This is a genomic window from Patescibacteria group bacterium (assembly GCA_018900835.1).
In the GTDB taxonomy this organism is placed as follows: Bacteria; Patescibacteriota; Minisyncoccia; order Minisyncoccales; family PEYH01; genus PEYH01.
Genome location: JAHIFQ010000014.1, coordinates 1 through 20,133, shown reverse-complemented (window position 1 = coordinate 20,133; position 20,133 = coordinate 1). Strand labels below are relative to the sequence as shown.

Below are 20,133 nucleotides of genomic sequence, written 5' to 3'. Positions count from 1 at the left end.
CTCTTTCAATGGAAGACATCAATACAATAGACATAAACAATCCTCTTTATCCACAATCACTGAAAGAAATAATTGACCCGCCAAGGGTCTTGTATTATAAAGGAAATCTGGATTTTAACAGCGCCCATATAATCGCAGTAGTTGGAACAAGGCGATGTTCTGATTATGGCAAACAAGCAACAATAGAAATTGTTTCTAAATTAGCCCAAGCTGGATTCGCAATTATAAGCGGGATGGCAAAAGGCATTGACACTATTGCCCACCAGACAGCATTGGACTATAATTCCAAAACAATCGCAGTATTGGGGACTGGAATTGACGACAAAAGCATTTACCCTCAAGAAAATCTCGGTTTATCTAAAAAAATTATTGAAAACAACGGAGCAATTATTTCCGAATATCCGCCGAACACGCCGGGACATAAAAGCAATTTCCCTGAGAGAAACAGGATAATTTCAGGAATCAGCCAAGCTGTATTGGTTATTGAAGCAAAAGAAAAATCAGGGGCATTGATTACTGTCCGACACGCATTCCAACAGAAAAAAATAGTTTTTGCTTTGCCCGGCTCTATTTATGCACCAAACTCTAAAGGATGTAATCGCATTATCAAAAATGGGGCGAAATTAATTGAAAAAGCAGAAGATATTTTCAAAGAGTTCGGAATAAGTCCAAAAATAATAAGGCAGAGGATTACAAATATCTCGCCAGAAGAAAAATTGATATTAGATATCTTAAAAAATCAGGCCCTGCATATCAATAAGATAATTGAATTGACTAAATTGTCTTCAACAAAAATAAATTCGCTTCTAATCAATCTAGAAATGACAGGAATAATAAGAAATCTTGGAAACAATACATTTATTATAAAAAACAAATGGCAAAATTAATTATTGTGGAAAGCCCCACTAAGGGAAAAACTCTCGGCAACTTTTTAGGCAAAGAGTACGAGCTCGCTGCCAGTTTTGGTCATATCAGGGATTTGCCTAAATCAAAATTAGGCATAGATATTGAAAATAATTTTGCTCCCCAATATGTTATTCCCACAAAATCAAGAAAAACAGTTAATTCTTTGAAAAAATTGGTTAGCAATTCTTCTCAAGTCATCTTGGCCACTGATGAGGACCGAGAAGGAGAAGCAATCGCTTACCATCTTAAAGAAATTTTGAAATTAAAAGATTATCAGAGAATTGTTTTCCATGAAATAACTGAAAAAGCAATTAAAGAGGCGTTAAAAAATCCGCGCCAACTTTACACAAGCTTAGTAGATTCCCAGACAGCGCGAAGAGTGTTGGACAGAATCGTGGGATACAAGCTATCTCCCTTTTTATGGAAAAAGGTCGCTCGCGGTCTTTCAGCTGGCAGGGTCCAATCAGCAGCAGTACGGCTCATTGCGGAACGAGAAAGGGAAATTGAAAAATTCAAAGCAGAAGAATATTGGAGCATTGAAGCCCTGCTTGGCAAAATCCAAATTTCAAAATCCAAAACTCAAAACAAATCCAAAACTCAAAATCCAAACGCAGAAAAAAATCAGATTTTAGCCTCTTTGATAGAAAAAGGTGGTAAAAAAATTCCAAAATTGGGCATTAAGGCGCAAAAAGAAGCGGAAGAAATAGTTGATGATTTAAAAAATGCGGTTTTTGAAATAAAAAGCATTGACAAAAAATCAATAAAGAGAAATCCCTTTCCACCTTTCACAACTAGCACATTACAACAAACTGCTGGACAGCGATTGCGGTTAAGTTCATATAAAACAATGTCTTTGGCGCAAAACCTTTACGAAAGAGGCCTTATCACATATCATAGAACAGATTCTTTGAATCTTTCCACTGAATCCACTTTCGCAGCAAAAAAATATATTATTGAAAATTTCGGAGAAAAATATTGGCCTGGTTTTTCGCGGAGATATAAAACAAAAAGTAAGGGAGCGCAAGAAGCGCACGAAGCAATTAGACCCTCCAATCCTCAAAATGACCCCAAAAAACTTAATTTAGAAGGAGCTCAAGCAAAACTTTACGAATTAATCTGGTCAAGATTTGTGGCAAGCCAAATGAGCGAAGCGATTCTTGATTCTACAGATGTAAAGATTGAAGCAAAAAATCCAGAATCCCGCAAATATATTTTTCAGGCAAGAGGACAAATATTAAAATTTGAAGGATTTTTAAAAGTTTATCCATTGCAATTTGGAGAAAACGAGATTCCAGAAATTAAAGAAAAAGAAATTTTAGATTTAATAAAATTAACGCCTTCACAACATTTTACCCAACCTCCTGCCCGCTATAATGAGCCGTCTTTGATTAAAGCATTAGAGCAATACGGAATCGGCAGGCCATCCACTTATGCTCCGATTATTTCAACGATTCAAAGGCGAAATTATGTCTTCAAGAACGACCAGAAAAGATTCCAGCCATCAGAAATCGGCTTAGTGGTAAATGATTTATTGGTAGAGCATTTTCCAAAAATCGTTGACATTGATTTTACTGCCAAAATGGAGGCAAACTTAGATGAAATCGCTGAAGGAAAGGAAATTTGGCAAAATGTAGTGGGTGATTTTTATAAGCCATTTGCAGAAACCCTTGCTCAAAAGGAAAAAGAACTTTCCAAGCAGGAAATTGCAGAAGAAAAAACTGATAAAATCTGCCCAGAATGCGGAGCAGAATTGATTATAAAGTTAGGGAGGTTCGGCAAGTTTTACGCGTGCACTAATTTCCCGAAATGCCGATACACAGAATCATTAAAAGATAATAAATTAGGAATCCAATGTCCTAAATGTAAGATAGGAGAAGTTACTGAAAAACGAACCAAGAAAGGAAAAATATTTTACGGATGCAATAAATTCCCGAAATGCGATTTTGCTTTATGGGACAAACCTACTGGAAAAAAATGCGAAAAATGCGGGGCGTTGATGATAATAACAAAAAGAAAGCAAACAAAATGCTCAAATAAAGAGTGCGAAAAAACCTCTAAAAAGATTGAAAAATGAGCAAAAATACTGTAAAATAACGGAAAACGAGCCGGAGTGGCGGAATTGGCTTACGCGCAGAATTCAAAATTCTGTGGGATTACTCCCATGTGGGTTCGACCCCCACCTCCGGCACAAACAAAAAAATACCCCTCTCGGGTTATTTTTTTGTTATCAATCAACAATTCAGGTATTTATAAATTTCTTTTTCTGTAAATCCTAATTGACCCACCAAATATTTTTTAACAAAGGTGTTCATCAACCCCCTACTGATTACTCCGCTCCGTGGAATTGAGAACTTTTTGCCCGTTTTTTTATGCTTGATTATAAGATGACTCGCGCCTTGCCAAAAAGAAAAATCCCCGATTTTATTCAAGGCAGCTAAAACTTGTTTGGGGCGACAGTTTGTGAATTTTGGCTTAGTTCCTTTCGCCATGTTTAAGCCAAAGTAAAGGCAACTTCTCTTTTTACTTTTGTCTGGTCATTAATGTATTTTAAAATTAGCTGGCCCCTTCTCTTTATGGCCTTTTCTTTTAGGGCATTAATAATCGAGCACGGAAGATAAAAACCTAAGTCCTTTCTGACCTTGAGAGGGATTTCCAGATAATCAAAAATGGCATCATTAACCATTTTTATCAACTCGTTAAAATTCTCTGCTTGTGTATGGCAGTTTTCTAATCCTCTACCCTTGATTTCGGCCCAAAAACCATTTCCCTCTTTGTGAACTAAAACAGCTATTTTCTGAGGAAGCAGTTTCTTATAAAGTTGGAGTGTTTTTGTTTTCATAATGTTTTCATAATGTTTTCATTATATCTTTGATATTATAGAGTAATAATTTTAAAAAAACAAGGTTTTTAGTTAGCGACATCATTACTGATTATTGATTATTGATTGCTTGTTATTTGTTGCGGGAGATTACTTCTTCGGCTAATTGTTTGAAGGCGCGGGAGGCGCGGGAATTGGGAGCGGTTTTTAAAATCGGCTCTTTAGATTCTGTTACTTGGGATAAAATAGCAGCCCGAGGAATAATAGTATTGTGAATATATCCTGAAAACTCATTTTTAATCGCCTTGGAAATGCTTCTTGAAATTTTGCTTCTCCAGCCATACATTGTCAAAACCGCGCTAATCTCTTTTTCTTTTAATGGTCTGAAAGAACGAATCATAGAAACCAATTGATTAGCGCTCCTTAAAGCAAGATATTCTGATTGAATGGGAATCATAATTTCATCAGCTGCATAAAGAGCGTTTAGAGTAAGAATATTAAAATCAGGACAAGTATCTATAATAACAAAGTCATAGTCCTCTTCCATTTTTTCAATTGCCTCTTTAATCCGTGCCTCTGGCTTGTGCGATTCCCTGATTCTCCCAATTACAGAGATTAATTCCGGGAAAGAAGGCATAATGTCAAATGCGAAATAAGGGGTACTTTTGACTGCTAATTTTGGCCTAATTTTTTGCAACAAAACATCGCCCACATAATTTGGGCTGCTTTTGATTCCTAAAGAAAAAGTGGCGTCTCCTTGCGGAGTTAAATCAACGAGCAAAACTCTCTTCCCAAGAGCGGAAAGAAACATAGAAAGATTCACAGCTACATTTGTCTTGCCTGTTCCGCCTTTAAGATTGGATAAAGCAATAATTTTAACCATTATTATAGATTAGTATATTTGTCTTAAAAACACAATTCAAAATTTGACTTTATATTCATAATATGGTAATGTTTAAACAGCTTTCACTTTCATATGCGCAGCATATCATCTTCAAAAATCAAAGAGGGGGAACAAATGAAGACGATTCTGCTAATAGGCGTACCTATAGATGTGCGCCAACAAGTAGAAGCAAAAGTAGTCGGCGAATACGAAATCGCCGTGAGCGAGACATGTAAGGATGGGGCAAGACAGATACGCAGTAGACATCCGGACATCATATTGATAGATGCTCGATTGTCTGATGGGCTATTTGGCTCAAATGCGCACTGCCTTATCGAAGAAACTAAAAAGAAAAGTCAAACTACAGTCATCGCCATCTCTCCGTTCATATATGAGCGCTCCTGCTTTGAATCATTGGGCTGCTTATTCTGCCACCCAACACGAACGGGCGAAACGCTCCAAGAGGCGCTTTCTCTACGATGAACGAAGACAAGAGGCCGAGTCGCAAGACCCGGCCTCATTTCTTTTTTATAATAAATTTATTTCTTCGGAATGATTCTTGGCGCTTGATTAACCATAGAAATCTTTTCTTTATCAAGCGCTTTTTTAATCCCAAAATTAATCGCCTCTCTTGCCTCTACAAAATCATCAAAATCAGCTGAATTGAAAAAGTAAGCAACCTCAAATCCTAAATTATACGGACCAAGCTCTTTAAAATAAACTCTGTCTATTTCAACTCCTTTAATTTTTTTCAAAATATTCTTAATCATTGCTGGAATCTTTTCTATTTTTTTAAACGGAGTGTCGTGGGCAATACTTAATATAAAAACAGCTCTTCTTTTTTCCATTTGACCAAAATTATGAATGCGGGAATTTGTGAGCTCCTTATTAGATATAACCAACTCCTCTCCCTGCAAGCTTTGCAAACGAGTGGATTTTATTCCGATACTCTTTACTTTGCCCATTTCTTCGCCGATAGAAATGAAATCCCCCAATTTAAACGGCCGGTCAATATCAATGGAAAATGAGGCGAATATGTCTGCCAGAACATTTTGCAGAGCGAAAGCAATTGCAATTCCTCCAATTCCCAAGCTGGCTGCCAAAGCAGTGATATTATATCCAAAAGACCGCAAAATAATAATAAGTCCGAACGCCCATACTATAATCTTTATTATTTTACCAACGAACCGCATACCTGGGCGGTCTATTTTTCCGTCCTTTGCGTCTTGAACCATCGCCCTTTCAGTGCTGAAGTCAATCAAAATCTGAATGGCCTTTATAATATAAAAGACCATAAAAACGAAAATGACTGTTGGGAAATATTTTTCCACAACCGCTGGAATGTGTAAAAATAGGAAGGATAAATAAAAAGAAAGAAGGACATAAAGGGGCCAACCAACAGAATCAATCATCCTGATTATCACATCATCAAATTTTGTTTTCGTACGCTTTGCCAATCTCCTCAATTCCACGATTATAACCTCTTTAAAAATCCTTAAAATCAGAACAACCACTATAAAAACGAATAGCGCTATTAAATAGTCAAAAAGCGTGTTGCCCCAGAAGGCCATACTCAATGATTCTGGTCGGTTGCTTAACGCCTGATTTAAATAATCTTTTATAAAAACTATATTTAGCATTTCTTCTTCTAAACGAATATTTTTACATTATAGCAGATAGAAAAATTAAACCAAAATCAGGAGCCGGGCAAAAATACATCAAAAAATATTTTTTTCTTGTTTTTTGCTTTTGGCGCGTATAAAATTATCAATTCTTTCGCTTTTTCAATTAATTTTTCGCCAACCATCTCTTTTGACCCCCTTATCAAAGCAGTCGGGCCTGCTGGTTCTTTCATTTCCAACAAAATATCATTTTTTTTGCCTGCTTCTTTCAATTCTAAGTTCTCCTGATGGTTTCTGCCTATAATTATTTTAACTTTGTCATCCCAAAAATGTCTGCCGATTTTAAGCAAATTAATATCACTCACATCTGGATTATTATTATTTTTTATCAAGTCCTTTAATTTTTCTGAAAAACAAGAGTCAGTCAAAAGACATCCTCCGCTTGGCGCAGGAAACCAATCAATTTTCCATTTTTTTGCCAAAGCCAATTGCTCTTTCCGTGAACGCCCCTTAATTGCCAAAAAATTATCCCTATCAATAATACCTTTTTGCTCTGCTATTGTCGGTTCAAGCAATTTGGCTGATAATGGCCTTAAAAGATATCCCTTAAGCCCGCTCTGTTTTTCTATCAACTGCAGGGCTTGCTTGTTTTGCGACATTGGCCTTTCCCCCAAAACCTCGCCGGTTGCAACAAAATCAAACGCTTCTTTTGTCATTATTTCTTTGGCGTATTTAAGCATCAGGGCGTGGCAATCAATGCAGGGATTCATATTTTTGCCATAGCCATATTTCGGATTTTTAACCATTTCAAAATGTTTTTTTGAAAAATCTATAATCCTTAATTTGATGCCGAGTTTTTTAGCTGTTATCTCTGCTTGTTTGGAATCAAAAAAACAGCTCTTGAAAACCAGGGCCTCTACTTCTATCTTTTGTTCCAATAATAATTTGGCTGTCAGAATAGAATCCAATCCACCTGACAATAAGACCAATGCTTTGGCTTTCTTCATAAACGATTTTATTGAATATCTTCAACAACTCTCTGATTATCAACCAATGACTTGTTGGGCCAGATTTTTTTGCCCGGGGAAATAATGACTCCAGCTCCTGTAATTACCCTATCTCCTATAACTGCTCCTAATTTCGCTCTTTTGGTATCAATAATTTTTCCCTTGGCTGATGTTTTTATTGTTTGGCCGTCCTCATTAAAATTCAATGTGGTTGTAGTTGCCCCTAATTTAGAACCATCTCCGATTATAGAATCAGCGATAAAACACTTCGGGCCTATTTCTGTTTTGTCGCCTATTATAGAATTGTCTATGGTCGCCCCATCCCTTATTCTAACCCTGTCTCCGATGCTACTAAATTTTTTGATAAAGCAATTCTGCTCAATCAAACAATTCCTGCCGATATAAACAGGACCTTCTATACGCGTTCCTTTTTTAACAACCGTTCCTTTGCCTATCAATAAATTCCCGGAAACCACGCAATTCTTATCTATTTTCCCTTGATTGGTCCCTTCTATTTTTTTTAACAACGCCTCGCAGGCCTCAATAAGATGCCAACAAAATGAAATTGGAATCCATTGCTCTGCCTCCTGAATATTGAGTTTTTCTTTGATAATAAATTTCTTAATGTAATCGGTAAATTCATATTCTCCTCTTTTTGATTTTTCAATTGAAAATTTAAATATGTCTTTTGGCAGATAATACAGGCCTGTGTTAGCCAAATTAGAGGCCGAGTTTTCCGGCTTTTCTATAAATGATTTTACTATCCCATTAGAAATACCCACAATTCCGAAAAATTTTGGCTGGCTAACTTCTTTAACTAAAATGCACGGAAATTTCTCCAAGACCTTTTTAATATCATTATGACTATATAAATCATCTCCGTTTAAAAGCAAAAACCTTTCCCCGATAAAAGGCAAGGCGGTTTTCGCAGCATCAGCTGTGCCCAATGGCTCTTGCTCCAACGCGTATTTTATTTTGAGGCCTTTATGTTTTCTCCCGATTATTTTTTTAATTTCTTTACATCTCTCATCCGGCCTGATAACCAAAATAACGGTGTCTACTAATCCGTTTAATTGTTCTAAATTATGCTCTAAAATGCTCTTACCTAAAACTTTCAATAAGTGTTTTTGTTTCGCAGAAGAAAGTGGTTGCGTCCTTTCCCCTCTACCTGCTGCCATAATTACTGCTTCCATATCTTTTTTAAATCTTAAAATTATTCTTGGCGAGATAAAATGCCTTCTCGTTCAATTCCATCCTTGTCGGCACATTTTCTTTAATTGCTTTCAAGATGTTGGCAGGGCTTAGGGGAATTAATCCTTTGTGTGCTGCTCCGGATAATATAAAGACCCCTGCCAAGATACTTAATCCCAGATGTTCTTGCACAATGTCCGAGGCCTTAATACTGTAAATTTCTTTAGCAAATGGCTTGATTTCAGAAATAATCTTTTCTAACGCAGGAAGTTTTTGATTTCCAAAAGAAGGAGAATAAATTTCAAAATCATTAATCAAAAATATTGTCCTTTTTCTGGAGGAAAAACAGCAACTTTTTAAGGCCTCGCTTCTTTCCATTGCCAAAACCAAATCCGCCTCTCCTCGGGTAATTAAGGGAGAAAAAATACTTTTTCCAATTCTAACCTGCACTGCCACAGAACCGCCTCTTTGGGAAAGCCCATGAAGCTCGGACATTTTAACTTCATTGCCTTCTAAAAATCCGGCTTCAGCGATTATATTGCCCAAGGTTATCAGTCCCTGCCCACCAACGCCTGAAAGCACTATATTAAATTGTTGATTATTTTTCTTCATCTCTTTATCCTAATACAAGGACGACGAACAATAATAACAGCCACTGTTTCCTTTTTAATAAACTCCTTTACTGTTTTCACAAAATTTTTATAATCCTCTGCTGGCTCAATAATTTTTAAATATTTCACTCCGCACGCTCTCACAATTTCTTCTAATTTAACTTTCTGTCCTTTTTCTTTTCTTCCTGATTCAGCAATACCTGGATACGGCTGTTGACCAGTCATTGCTGTAATTTGATTGTCCATCAAAATAATCAAGGGGTTGGATTGGTTGTGAACAACATTGATTAGGGCGGGGATTCCAGCGTGAAAAAAACTTGAATCACCGACAAAAGAAATTAATTTTTGTTTTTTATCTGCTTTCTTAATGCCATGAGCTATGCCTATGGAAGAACCCATGCAAAGCAAATAATCTTGAATATTGTGCGGAGCAAAAGAAGCAAGCATATAACAACCGATTCCTCCTCCGAATACAATGTCCTCATTTTTCAAGCCCGATTCTTTAATCGCCTGCTTAACGCCGTTAAAAACAGACCAATAGGGACAGCCAGGGCAAAGATTGGGGAACCTTTTTATGCTAACAGGTAGCTTAATTTTGGGTGCCTGATATTTCTTTTCAGCCACTTTGGCGATTGCTTCCATAACCTGCTCTGGCTTTAGCTCTCCAACTTCAGGCAATAATCCCTTGCCCATGATTTCTAATTTGGGATTAACATCTTTTGCTAAAATCTTTATTTCTTTTTCCAAATACGGGTCTAATTCTTCTATTATCAAAACCCTTTCCAAGGGTCTTATAAATTTCGATATTTTATTTTCCGGCAAAGGATGGAAAAATCCTAATTTCAAAATAGGAATTTTTAAATTGAGCGATTGGAGAGCTTCTTTTGTGTGCAAATAGCTCACACCTGAAGTGATTATTCCAATTTTGGCAGAAACTGACGAATCATCAATTAAATTTATTGCTGACTGTTCTGACTCTTTTCTAATTTTACTAATCTTATCCAAAAGCTCCTGATGCATTTCCAGGACTCTTGGCGGCATAGTAACGAATTTCTTATAATCCTTTTTAAATCCTACTTTTCTATCCGCTTTTTCTATTTTTCCTAATTTCACAATACTGCTTTGATGGGCAACTCTCGTGGTCAAACGCAAGATAACCGGAATTTCAAATTTTTCAGAAAGATTAAAGGCAATTTTTGTAAAATCCTTGCATTCCTGCGAATCAGACGGCTCAAGAATAGGTATGTGCGCTAAAGATGCAAATCCCCTGGTGTTTTCTTCTTCTTGTCCAGAACTGTGACAAGAAGGGTCATCTGCCACGACTATCACTGTCGGACCTCTTGTTCCAGTATATACAAAGGGCAGTAAAGCATCGCTCGCCACATTCAAACCGAAATTTTTCATCGCTACCAATGTTTTTAAATTTGAAAAACTTGCTCCAATTCCTGCTTCTAAAGCAACCTTTTCATTTATAGAATATTCAAAATAAAAACTTCCCTTGTCTGCTTTTTTAAGCAAGGAAAATCCATCACCGATTTCCGAAGTAGGCGTGCCAGGATAAGTAGAGACAAACTGAACCCCTGCTTCCAGGGCTGCTCTAATAATAGCGTTATTCCCTAAAAGAATTTCTTTTCCGGATTGTTTTTTTAAAAAAATATTTTCCCAATTCATATAATGTCTTTATACTAACATGAAAAAGAGGGTCTGTTAATCGGATCTATAAGCTCGTCGCATTTTTTAGGTTCTTCCCAAGCTCTTCGCCCTTCTCCGTAGTATCATATTCTGCGTTTAAAAATCCATTTTCTTTTAGCCAAGCCTTTACCCAACCCGTTGGCTCATGTCCTTCTATAAAAAATCTGACTCCTCCAACGGTTTTTAATCGTTCAAAAAAAGCCTTGTGCCTTTCGGGATATAGAATAAAAATTTTATCTTTCAAAAAATGAAAATTTCTTAATATCTCCAGGGCTCCAATTCTTAGAAAATAACTATTTTGATGCTCCTTGTAAATTTTAAATTTTATTTGAACTGCATCAAGAATATTTTCCAAAATTGTAGCTTCATTCTTATTAGTAGAAATCGTAATGTGTCCTCGTTTAGTGGCAGGGGCGTAGCCGTCGCCCTCCAGCACGCCACATATAAAATCTATGGCTAATCTCTTGTCCTTATTAAACAGAATCTCCTTTAATAACGAACCCAATAGAGAATTATAAAAATCTAATAGCGCTATTCTGTGTTCTCTAATAATCAAAGTTCCATATTTATTCCATTTGCCCGGCGATTTACCTATGGGTTCTCTTATTCTAGTTTTATTAACCCTGATCCCAATTTTATCTTCCCATATTTTAACCAATTCTTTTTTGACTTCCTCTGGATTAATTTTATAAATGTTTGTATAAGAAATTATGAATTCTGGGCTCGAATCTTTAATCAAAAAATTATGCATCTTTAGATAAGCTCTTGCTTGATCAAAAGTGGAAGCACAAATTGCCCAACTATTTCCTTTCTTTGTTCCGTCTGCAAAATATGCTCCTAAATAAAATGCAATATCGCAATATTTTATATTAGAATTAATAATTATCGGCATTTTATTTCCACTAAAAGCAATCACAGAATCCCCGCCGATAAAAGCATAGTGAGTATTTTTTAGGGCCGAAATTATTATTGGGTTTAATTTTTCTATATTTACTTCTGCGGTCTGTTTCTCGATAGTAAATATATACTCTTTGCCATGAAAATATTTATCAAAGACGCAGGTGTATTCGCTTCGTCCCTCTCGGCCTCTAAAAGTAATATGTATCTTGGAATATTTTTCCCTAATAATCTTATCGTCTTTTATGGCTTTCACTAAAACAACATCGTTTCGCTTTAACTTTTGGACTTCTGCAACTGCTTGAGGAATATATAGTCTCCCGTCTAAAGATACGCTAGCGTAAAAGCCATTAATTCTCTGTAGCCGAATCTCAATTTTGTTATTCAGTAAGTTATTATTTTGAACGATTTTCTTGGGCACATATATCCCTATCTGATTAGAATAGAATATTGTCTTGGCGAAAAAATAAATATCGTTCGACGCCTGAACCCGAACCCAATCTCCTGGCCCCAATGAACCCGCCTTATCCTTGGGTATATAGAAAAAACCTGTACCGTTCTGATTACTTGCTCTAATATGAGAAATAAATCGAATTTCCATAAAATAATGTTTAATTACTCTACCACGACTGATTTCGCCAAGTTTCTTGGCTTGTCCACATCTAAGCCCTTTTTTACCGAAATATAATAAGCAAAAAGTTGAAGAGGAATAACTGATAAAATTGGGCTAAGCATTTCTAAGGTTTTAGGCACGAATACAACATCATCAGTTGATAAATCATCTCCTTCTGTTGCTAAAGCGATAACCTTTCCGTCTCTGGCTTTTATTTCCTCAATATTAGAAACATTCTTTTCATAAACACTATCTTTTAAAGCAACGACAAAACTAGGGAAGTCCTTATCAATCATAGCAATGGGCCCATGTTTTATTTCTCCTGCTGGCATGCCTTCAGCATGGATATATGAAATTTCTTTTAGTTTTAAAGCGCCTTCACAAGCAACTGGATAGTTGTATTTTCTACCAAGATAAAGAAAATTTTTATAAGCAAAATATTTCTCTGCTAAGCTCTTAATGTCTTCTTTTTTCTCTAAAATCTTTTTACAAAGTTCTGGTAATTTCTCTAATTCTTCTAAAATTCTCTTGCCTGTTACTAAAGACATATTCCTTTGCCTACCTAAAAACACAGTTAAAAGAGCTAAGATAGTTAGTTGGGAAATAAAGGCCTTAGTAGAGGCGACTGCTATTTCCGGACCAGCGTGATTGTAAACACCTGCCTCAACTTCTCTGGCAATGCTTGAGCCAACCACATTAACAATGCCTAAAGTAAGGGCGCCCTTTCTTTTGGCTTCTTTTACTGCGAAAAGAGTATCAGCGGTTTCTCCTGACTGGGAAATTGCTAAGACCGCATCATTCTTATTAATAATTGATTTTTTATATCTAAATTCTGAAGCGTTTTCTACTTCTACGGGAATGCCAGCATATTCTTCAAGCATATATTCGCCCACTTTTCCAGCTAAAAAAGCGGTTCCCATGGCAACAATAACAATTCTGTCTATTTTTTTTAGCTTGTCTATAACTGGTTCTAATCCCCCAAGCTTAGCCATTCCATCTTTTAATATCATTCTTCCTCTTATAGCATTTTCAATTGTTTCTGGACCTTCAAAAATCTCTTTTAACATAAAATGAGGATAACCGGATTTTTCTGCCTGCTCTATGTCCCATTCTATCTTATGAAAACTTTTCTTGACTTCTTTATTCTCTAAAGTAAAAACTTGAAAATCATCAGGAGTGATTACTCCCATTTCTCCATCGTCTAAATAGATAACTTGTTTAGCATAACCCAATATTGCCGTAGCATCAGAGGCAATAAAATTCTCTCCTTCGCCTAAAGCAACTAACAACGGGCTGGATTGCCTGGCAAAGACAATTTTATTTGGTTCTTTTTCACAAACCACAGCAATAGCATAAGCGCCAACAATTTTCTGGAGAGACAAGCGGACGGCCTCTTCTAAAGCTTGCCCTGAGCTTGCCGAAGGGTTGCCCTTATAATTTTCTTCAATCAAATGAGGCAAAACTTCTGTATCTGTTTCTGAAATAAATTTATGCCCTCGCGCTATTAATTCTTCTTTAAGTTGCTTATAATTTTCAATTATTCCATTGTGAACAACAAAGATTTCTTTTTTGCAATCCCAAAGAGGATGAGCGTTAAGGTCAGAGGGCTTTCCATGCGTTGCCCATCTTGAATTATGAGATACAACTCCATTAGCAATAAAATTAGAATGAGGAGAAACCTCTAAGTCATAGAGAAATTCAAAAGTTGATCGTACTTTTTTAATCTGTTTTATTGGCTGGAACACAACATCACAATTCAAGAATCTACTAATATCTTTAATTAAATCGTTGCCCTTCTCTTTAGATTGGTAATCAACAATCTCTTCTAAGATTCTGCGAGTAAGAAAACTCTCATCTCTTGGGCTTAATTTCTTCTTAATTTCTACACTACTATCCTTAAGAAATGCATTGTATCTTTTATAAATTTCTTTTTTAGTAAAAGGGAAAAACTTAAAACTGAAATTCAAGCGATTCTTGGATAAGGTTTTTAAAAGTTTACTAAGTTTGGCTGATTTTAGGGCTGAAGAAAACCCAACAGACTCCTGAAATTTCTTAACGCTTTGCCAATCGCTGAACACTACCCCAGAAACAGGCAGCCAGCCCTTAATTCTCCTCCCTGCTTTAGAAAAAGAACTCAAGATTCCAAATCTAAGCAATAAAAATTGGATTGTTCTTGCTATTCTCTCATCTGCCAATTTAAGAGCTATCTGCTTGCTTTGTGTGGCCACACAACCTTCTGCGTCGAATAATCCTCTTAAAAAAGCTGCTATCTCGCGCAAAGAAGCTCTGCCCATCTCTTCTAATAGCTTCTGCTTGCCGAGAACCACATTCTCTTTAAACCATCTAGAAAGATAAGTGCTGTTGACCTCTAGTAAATAAGCTCTGGTATCATTTTGAGAGACTATGCGACCCTCAACATTGAAAACCTGATGAATTAATTTTTTATATTCCTCCAATAAATCCTTATCCATATCCTTGAATCTGATACTCTTGGGCTGAGCCGTGCCGTCCCCAAGGAAATAACCAATAATCTGCATTAACTCAGGCGTACTCCTTCTGGGTAGGGTGATAAATTTACCCCAAGATGTATCTATTGGCATCGCTTCTTTTTCTAATCCATAGCCTTGAAAAAATTTAGATAACTTTTTAAGCTGATCCTCTCTACATTTACGATCGTTCTTCAATATGTGGCCTAAATAGGAGGCGCTTATGCCAATGGCTCTCGCTGCCTCTATTTTTGATAACTTCCTCTGTTTCAAGACAAGCTTCATTTTTTCAACTGAGCTATCAGGGAGCTCATAATATCTCCTCGTATCAGCTTCAGGAAAAGTTAGCTTTCCTCCCTTAATATCTATCCTCTTGGGAACGATTAGAATGTCACCCATAGAAAGCTCTTTCGCTCTCTTATATGTTATATGGCCATCCTTGAAAACTAGCATCTTGTGTTCCTTGGTGGCCTTAAATAAAGTTGAGTTTGTTTTTACTGCAAGCAGAGAAGTGGGTGATTTGTGTTTAAAAACCTTTGCTCTGCCGTTAACAAATTTTAAACTCTTAGTATTTAAACATAAAACCTTTTCTCCTGATTTAATTTTGCCGATTTCTTTAATACTGCCATCAGCCAATTGAATTAGAGTATCTGGAGGAAGGCAATGTCCTATGGCTGTAGTGCCTTGAATGTCCCCTAACTTCTCTCTTAAATCTTCTATTCTTCCTTTTGTCTTTACGACTTCGGCCCCCTTATTCAAAACCACAACGCCGCTTGAATCATAGCCCCTATATTCAAGACGCTTAAGTCCTTCCATAACTATAGGAAGGGCCTGCTTTTTACCAACATAACCTATTATTCCGCACATGTTAGAATTTGTTCGCGAGCTAAGCGAGCGTTAGAAATTCTTACACCCTGAGCGTAGCGAAGGGTAAATTTTCTATACCACAAAATTAATTAATTTGTCTTTGATAAAGATTGTTTTTTTGATTTTCTTATTCTCAAGCCATTTTTTAGCAATATCGGACTCAATGGCTAAATTGACTGCTTCTTTTTCAGATAATCCTGTAGAGACAACAATTGTGCCACGAACCTTACCATTAATCTGAATAATCATGCTCACTTCTTTTTCAACAATCATTTTCGAGTCATATTTCGGCCAATTTTCTTGAAATATTGACTTATCTGATTGATATAATTCTTCGCTTAAATGGGGCGCGAATGGAGCAAGGATCTTCAAAAAATCTCTGAAGTCACCCGAGAATATTTCCTCTACGGAATTAATAAATTCCATCATGCAGGCAATGGCAGTATTAAATTTCTGGCTCTCAATATCCTCGCCAACCTTTTTAATTGTTTTATTTAATAATTTCTTCGTTCCCAAATCCGTCTCTTTAAAAAGGTTCTGAGAAAGATTGAATACTTTCTCTAAAAACCTTCTGGCGCCTATGATGCTTTTGGTATCCCAAGCAATCGGTTGGTCAAAAGGACCCATAAACATTTCATAGAGGCGGAAAGCGTCAGCTCCGTATTTCTCAATAATTTCATCTGGATTGATAACATTGCCTCTAGATTTAGACATTTTCTGTCCATCAGATGCTAAAATCAAACCAATTGTTCTTAATTTTTTAAATGGCTCGTCAAATGGCAGAATTTTTTCATCTTTTAAAACCTTAATCCAAAATCTTGAATACAAAAGATGCAAAACCGCATGTTCTGCTCCGCCGATATAGAAGTCAACTGGCAGCCAATGTTTAATCAATTTTGAATTTTGAATTTTGAATTTTGAATTTAGATTTTTGGTTTTGGCTTTTTTATTTTGTGCTCCGAGCATTACATATGCGAGGAAGTACCAACAAGAGCCAGCCCATTGAGGCATTGTATTAGTTTCGCGCAAAGCCCTGCCTCCACATTTTGGGCAAGTTGTTTCAACCCAATCTGACTTGCTTGCCAAAGGGGATTCGCCTGTGCCAGTTGGTTCATATTTTTCAAGTTCTGGCAGGACTAAAGGCAAATCCTCTTCCAATAAAGCAACCCACCCTGGATTCAATAATTCTCCTTTACTAAATTCTTTACTTTTGGCTTTTGGATTTTGGCTTTTGGCTTTAGCCGCACAGTTTTCGCAAAAAATAAGCGGTATTGGCTCTCCCCAATATCTTTGTCTTGAAAATATCCAATCCCTTAGTTTGTAATTTATCGCTGGATTAGCGCATCCTTTCTTTTCTAACCATTTTGTCGCTTGCTCAACTGTTTTATCCAGCTTTATCTCTTCAATAGGCAGATTGTATTTTTTGGCAAACGCAAAGTCCCTTTCATCGTGCGCCGGCACTGCCATAATCGCCCCGTATCCATAGCTTGGCAAAACATAATCAGCACTATAGATAGGAATTTTTTCTTTTGTAGCAGGATTGAGGGCATAAGCACCTGTAAAAACACCTGTTTTTTCCCTGTCTTCTGTCTGTCTCTCAATATCTAATTTCTTTTTGCTTTCTTCTACATATTTTTCAACTTCTTTTTTCTTGTCTGGAGTTGTAATTTTCTCCACTAAATTATGCTCTGGGGCTAAAACCATAAATGTTGCTCCAAAAATCGTATCTGGCCTTGTCGTAAAAACTTGAATTTTAAATTTTGAATTTTGAATTTTGAATTCTATGTCTGCGCCAACAGATTTCCCTATCCAATTTCTTTGCATTTCTTTTATCTTTTCCGGCCAATCAAGCTTGTCCAAATCTTTAAGCAATTCTTCCGCATAATCAGTAATTTTCAAAACCCATTGTTCAATATCTTTTTTACTTACCTCTGCTCCGCAACGCTCACATTTCCCTGCCACCACCTCCTCGTTAGCAAGTCCTGTTTTACAGGAAGGACACCAATTAATAGGCAGTTTTTTTCTATAAGCCAGTCCTGTTTCAAAAAGCTTCAAAAATATCCATTGAGTCCATTTATAATAATCCGGGTCAGTTGTGTTTATTTCCCGCGACCAATCATAAGAAAGTCCGATTGACTTCATTTGCTCTTTAAATCTTTTGATATTTTTCTCTGTTGAAATCGCTGGATGAATACCTGTTTTTATCGCATAGTTCTCTGCTGGCAAACCAAAAGCATCCCAGCCCATTGGATGCAAGACATTGTGCCCCTTCATTCTCATATAGTGGGCGATTACATCAGTTCCGACATATCCCCGCGGATGACCCACATGAAGGCCATCTCCTGAAGGATAAGGGAACATATCCAAAACAAAAAATTTGGGTTTTTTTGAAGAATCCTTGGCTTCAAATATCTTTTCCTCTTCCCATTTTGTCTGCCATTTTTTCTCAAATTCTTTTGGACTATATTCTGCCATAGTTCTTTATCTTACCTAAAAATCCTGTATTTTTCAATAAAGAAGCGGCCGGTTCTGTGAACCGACCGCACACCATCTTGCCCCCGATATTCGGCATTGCCGTTATCCGAGTGGATATTTCCACGATTCTCTCGCATTGTGCAAGAGCGGGAGAACAACAATCTGCCCGAAAATGGGGATATACAGCAGGAAACAAAGGACAATCTTGGAAGACCAACACCATATGGCGCGCAAATCCTTGCCAAGATAGCGAGGCTCTTGCCTCATCCACCTCATATTCTGTCACCTCCTACGATATTTATCTATTTTACATATTGCCACTATTGCGATTAAAAATCAAGGAAAACAAAATCTTGCCATTTAAATGGCAAGATTTTGTTTGAATGTTTAAATTTTTCAGAATAATCCAAAAAGTTTTCCTATAAAAAATACATAGACCACCAGATACATCGCCCCCTCCCAAATATGAATCCTGCGAGAAATTCCAGAAATAATAAAAAGAAAGGTTGCGACAATCAAAACCGGCAAGCCCAAAGAAAATGTTTGGGCATCTAAATGAATGGTTCTAAATAATCCGGGAAGCCCGACTACCACTAAGATATTGAAAACATTGGAGCCGAATATATTGCCCAACGCAACTTCTGATTTTTTCTGCCAGGCAGCTTTTGCTGAAACCAAAAGCTCTGGTAGAGAAGTGCCAAGCGCCACAGCTGCCAAAGAAATTACCCCTGCTCCAATGTTCAGTAATTCAGATAATTTTATTACTGAATCAATGAGGTATTTTGCTCCAAATGCCAGACCGATTATTCCGATAATCAGAATTATGAAATCTTTAGACCCAATCTTTGGCCTTTTAAGCAGGGATTTCTTTTTTGATTCTTTCAAATGCAACCCTCTCCTGTCCGCTCTTCCTGGAAGCACCTCATAAATTTCATCTGTTGCTTCCTCTTTATGTAAAAATGTATATAAAAGATAAATGCCATAAGAAAACACCAAAAACAACGATTCTATTAAAGTTATCTTTTGGTCCCATGCAGCTCCTAAAAATATTACTGTGGAAATCGCTAAAAGCGGAAGGTCTAAGTCAATTAAGCTCTTGGTAATTACGAGCCGTTTACCTATAACTGCGGATATCCCCACTATTAAAAGAATATTGGCGATATTGGAACCAATGGCATTGGCTGGCACTATCTCTGTCACTCCCTTAAATACAGCCACTATTGAAGATATCAGCTCCGGGAAAGAGGTGCCTATTCCGACAATGGTTACGCCTATTATAAACGGAGAGATGCCTAATGATAAGCCGATTTTTTCCGCGCTTTTTAAAAGCCAATCAGCGCCCTTGACCATCACGCAAAGAGAAACAATGAAAATTATTATCCAAAAAAACAACATATTATTTTAGGATTATTAATTATACAAAATTTTTCATTTTATTCCGAACAACTCTTTGGCGTTTTTTGTGGTTTGTTCAGCCACTTGTTTTAGAGAAATGCCCTTGGTTTTAGCAATTTCCTCAGCCACATACTCCACGCCCATGGGGTCGTTAATCTTTTTCTTATACTTCGGAGGCAACAAATATGGGCAGTCGGTTTCAATCAACATTTTTTCTAAAGGAATTTTCTTGATGATATCGTCTTGATTAAATTTAAAAATAATGCCGTTGAAACCGATATGGAACCCCATTTCCATATATGCCCTTGTCTGTTCCCAATTTCCAGTAAAACAATGAATCACTCCCTTAAATTTGGACCCGTAAATTGTGCAAAGATAGCTCAATATCGCCAATAAATCATTATGCGCCATCCGGCAGTGGATAATAATGGGCAAGTCCAATTCTTTCGCCAATTTCACTTGCTGGCGGAACAAAATATTTTGAGCTTGTTTGAATTTTTCCAATTTTATCTTTGTCTTGGGTTTCCAATAATAATCAAGCCCTATTTCCCCTACTGCCACTACTTTTTTATCTAATGAGATTTTCCGATACTCTTCGTAATCAAATTCCGACTCAAACAGACTCTCTTCTTTGTCTGCTTCGCTCTCGTCAATCTTCATCCGAGTAAGG

General features: G+C 36.7%; 17 protein-coding genes and 1 tRNA gene. 5 read left to right on the top strand and 13 right to left on the bottom strand.

Annotated features, from left to right (window positions below):
- The first annotated feature begins 8 nt into the window (after positions 1 to 8).
- The 3 genes from dprA (at position 9) to KJ562_02430 (ending at position 3,094) form a co-directional block, all read left to right on the top strand.
- The gene (gene dprA / locus KJ562_02440; protein ID MBU3964552.1) at positions 9 to 887 is read left to right on the top strand and encodes a DNA-processing protein DprA; all 879 of its coding nucleotides are present in this window, start codon (positions 9 to 11) and stop codon (positions 885 to 887) included.
- Positions 875 to 2,980, top strand: coding sequence for a type I DNA topoisomerase (gene topA / locus KJ562_02435; GenBank protein ID MBU3964551.1), 2,106 nt, complete (start codon positions 875 to 877; stop codon positions 2,978 to 2,980). The genes dprA and topA overlap by 13 nt, the downstream gene beginning before the upstream one ends.
- A gap of 30 nt (positions 2,981 to 3,010) precedes the next feature.
- Positions 3,011 to 3,094 (top strand) — tRNA-Leu (locus KJ562_02430).
- A 43-nt stretch (positions 3,095 to 3,137) separates the two neighbouring features.
- On the opposite strand, the gene KJ562_02425 is transcribed toward KJ562_02430, so the two are convergent.
- The 3 genes from KJ562_02425 to KJ562_02415 all read right to left on the bottom strand — a co-directional run bounded on the left by KJ562_02425 (position 3,138) and on the right by KJ562_02415 (position 4,607).
- Entirely contained in the window at positions 3,138 to 3,395 is a 258-nt protein-coding gene (locus KJ562_02425; protein ID MBU3964550.1) for a hypothetical protein, read from the bottom strand.
- A gap of 2 nt (positions 3,396 to 3,397) precedes the next feature.
- A complete protein-coding gene (locus tag KJ562_02420) occupies positions 3,398 to 3,745 on the bottom strand; it encodes a hypothetical protein (protein ID MBU3964549.1) in 348 nt (115 codons plus the stop codon).
- A 112-nt stretch (positions 3,746 to 3,857) separates the two neighbouring features.
- The gene (locus tag KJ562_02415; protein ID MBU3964548.1) at positions 3,858 to 4,607 is read right to left on the bottom strand and encodes a ParA family protein; all 750 of its coding nucleotides are present in this window, start codon (positions 4,605 to 4,607) and stop codon (positions 3,858 to 3,860) included.
- 93 nt (positions 4,608 to 4,700) lie between these two features.
- On the opposite strand from KJ562_02415, the gene KJ562_02410 reads away from it, so the two are divergent.
- Positions 4,701 to 5,090 (top strand): hypothetical protein, encoded by a 390-nt coding sequence (locus tag KJ562_02410; protein MBU3964547.1) that lies wholly within the window; start codon positions 4,701 to 4,703, stop codon positions 5,088 to 5,090.
- Positions 5,091 to 5,146: 56 nt separating this feature from the next.
- Here KJ562_02410 and KJ562_02405 read toward each other — a convergent pair whose 3' ends face one another.
- The 8 genes from KJ562_02405 to leuS all read right to left on the bottom strand — a co-directional run bounded on the left by KJ562_02405 (position 5,147) and on the right by leuS (position 18,068).
- Entirely contained in the window at positions 5,147 to 6,247 is a 1,101-nt protein-coding gene (locus tag KJ562_02405) for a mechanosensitive ion channel family protein (protein MBU3964546.1), read from the bottom strand.
- Positions 6,248 to 6,303: 56 nt separating this feature from the next.
- Entirely contained in the window at positions 6,304 to 7,236 is a 933-nt protein-coding gene (locus KJ562_02400) for a tRNA 4-thiouridine(8) synthase ThiI (GenBank protein ID MBU3964545.1), read from the bottom strand.
- 8 nt (positions 7,237 to 7,244) lie between these two features.
- Complete coding sequence (locus KJ562_02395; GenBank protein MBU3964544.1) at positions 7,245 to 8,429, bottom strand: NDP-sugar synthase; 1,185 nt, start codon at positions 8,427 to 8,429, stop codon at positions 7,245 to 7,247.
- A gap of 7 nt (positions 8,430 to 8,436) precedes the next feature.
- Positions 8,437 to 9,039 (bottom strand): indolepyruvate oxidoreductase subunit beta, encoded by a 603-nt coding sequence (locus KJ562_02390; GenBank protein MBU3964543.1) that lies wholly within the window; start codon positions 9,037 to 9,039, stop codon positions 8,437 to 8,439.
- Positions 9,036 to 10,709 carry an indolepyruvate ferredoxin oxidoreductase subunit alpha gene (locus KJ562_02385; protein MBU3964542.1) on the bottom strand — a complete coding sequence of 558 codons (1,674 nt, stop codon included), beginning with the start codon at positions 10,707 to 10,709 and terminating at the stop codon, positions 9,036 to 9,038. Before KJ562_02385 ends, KJ562_02390 begins: the two co-directional genes overlap by 4 nt.
- Positions 10,710 to 10,755: 46 nt before the next feature.
- Positions 10,756 to 12,228: a hypothetical protein gene (locus KJ562_02380; GenBank protein ID MBU3964541.1), complete on the bottom strand. Its 1,473-nt coding sequence runs from the start codon at positions 12,226 to 12,228 to the stop codon at positions 10,756 to 10,758.
- A gap of 14 nt (positions 12,229 to 12,242) precedes the next feature.
- Complete coding sequence (gene glmS, locus KJ562_02375) at positions 12,243 to 15,593, bottom strand: glutamine--fructose-6-phosphate transaminase (isomerizing) (GenBank protein ID MBU3964540.1); 3,351 nt, start codon at positions 15,591 to 15,593, stop codon at positions 12,243 to 12,245.
- A gap of 72 nt (positions 15,594 to 15,665) precedes the next feature.
- Positions 15,666 to 18,068 (bottom strand): leucine--tRNA ligase, encoded by a 2,403-nt coding sequence (gene leuS / locus KJ562_02370; protein ID MBU3964539.1) that lies wholly within the window; start codon positions 18,066 to 18,068, stop codon positions 15,666 to 15,668.
- Between the two features lie 56 nt (positions 18,069 to 18,124).
- On the opposite strand from leuS, the gene KJ562_02365 reads away from it, so the two are divergent.
- Positions 18,125 to 18,451 carry a hypothetical protein gene (locus KJ562_02365; GenBank protein ID MBU3964538.1) on the top strand — a complete coding sequence of 109 codons (327 nt, stop codon included), beginning with the start codon at positions 18,125 to 18,127 and terminating at the stop codon, positions 18,449 to 18,451.
- Positions 18,452 to 18,464: 13 nt separating this feature from the next.
- Here the strand turns inward: KJ562_02365 and KJ562_02360 are convergent, their stop codons facing one another.
- On the bottom strand, positions 18,465 to 19,463 hold the full coding sequence (locus KJ562_02360) for a calcium/sodium antiporter (protein ID MBU3964537.1): 999 nt from the start codon (positions 19,461 to 19,463) through the stop codon (positions 18,465 to 18,467).
- Between the two features lie 33 nt (positions 19,464 to 19,496).
- The coding region (locus KJ562_02355) for a TatD family hydrolase (GenBank protein ID MBU3964536.1) at positions 19,497 to 20,133 on the bottom strand (637 nt) is incomplete at its 5' end.

Coding starts and splice junctions, on each gene's coding strand:
- dprA (MBU3964552.1), top strand. CDS start 9: ATGGAAGACATCAATACAATAGACATAAACAATCCTCTTTATCCACAA.
- topA (MBU3964551.1), top strand. CDS start 875: ATGGCAAAATTAATTATTGTGGAAAGCCCCACTAAGGGAAAAACTCTC.
- KJ562_02425 (MBU3964550.1), bottom strand. CDS start 3,395: ATGGCGAAAGGAACTAAGCCAAAATTCACAAACTGTCGCCCCAAACAA.
- KJ562_02420 (MBU3964549.1), bottom strand. CDS start 3,745: ATGAAAACAAAAACACTCCAACTTTATAAGAAACTGCTTCCTCAGAAA.
- KJ562_02415 (MBU3964548.1), bottom strand. CDS start 4,607: ATGGTTAAAATTATTGCTTTATCCAATCTTAAAGGCGGAACAGGCAAG.
- KJ562_02410 (MBU3964547.1), top strand. CDS start 4,701: ATGCGCAGCATATCATCTTCAAAAATCAAAGAGGGGGAACAAATGAAG.
- KJ562_02405 (MBU3964546.1), bottom strand. CDS start 6,247: ATGCTAAATATAGTTTTTATAAAAGATTATTTAAATCAGGCGTTAAGC.
- KJ562_02400 (MBU3964545.1), bottom strand. CDS start 7,236: ATGAAGAAAGCCAAAGCATTGGTCTTATTGTCAGGTGGATTGGATTCT.
- KJ562_02395 (MBU3964544.1), bottom strand. CDS start 8,429: ATGGAAGCAGTAATTATGGCAGCAGGTAGAGGGGAAAGGACGCAACCA.
- KJ562_02390 (MBU3964543.1), bottom strand. CDS start 9,039: ATGAAGAAAAATAATCAACAATTTAATATAGTGCTTTCAGGCGTTGGT.
- KJ562_02385 (MBU3964542.1), bottom strand. CDS start 10,709: ATGAATTGGGAAAATATTTTTTTAAAAAAACAATCCGGAAAAGAAATT.
- KJ562_02380 (MBU3964541.1), bottom strand. CDS start 12,228: ATGGAAATTCGATTTATTTCTCATATTAGAGCAAGTAATCAGAACGGT.
- glmS (MBU3964540.1), bottom strand. CDS start 15,593: ATGTGCGGAATAATAGGTTATGTTGGTAAAAAGCAGGCCCTTCCTATA.
- leuS (MBU3964539.1), bottom strand. CDS start 18,068: ATGGCAGAATATAGTCCAAAAGAATTTGAGAAAAAATGGCAGACAAAA.
- KJ562_02360 (MBU3964537.1), bottom strand. CDS start 19,463: ATGTTGTTTTTTTGGATAATAATTTTCATTGTTTCTCTTTGCGTGATG.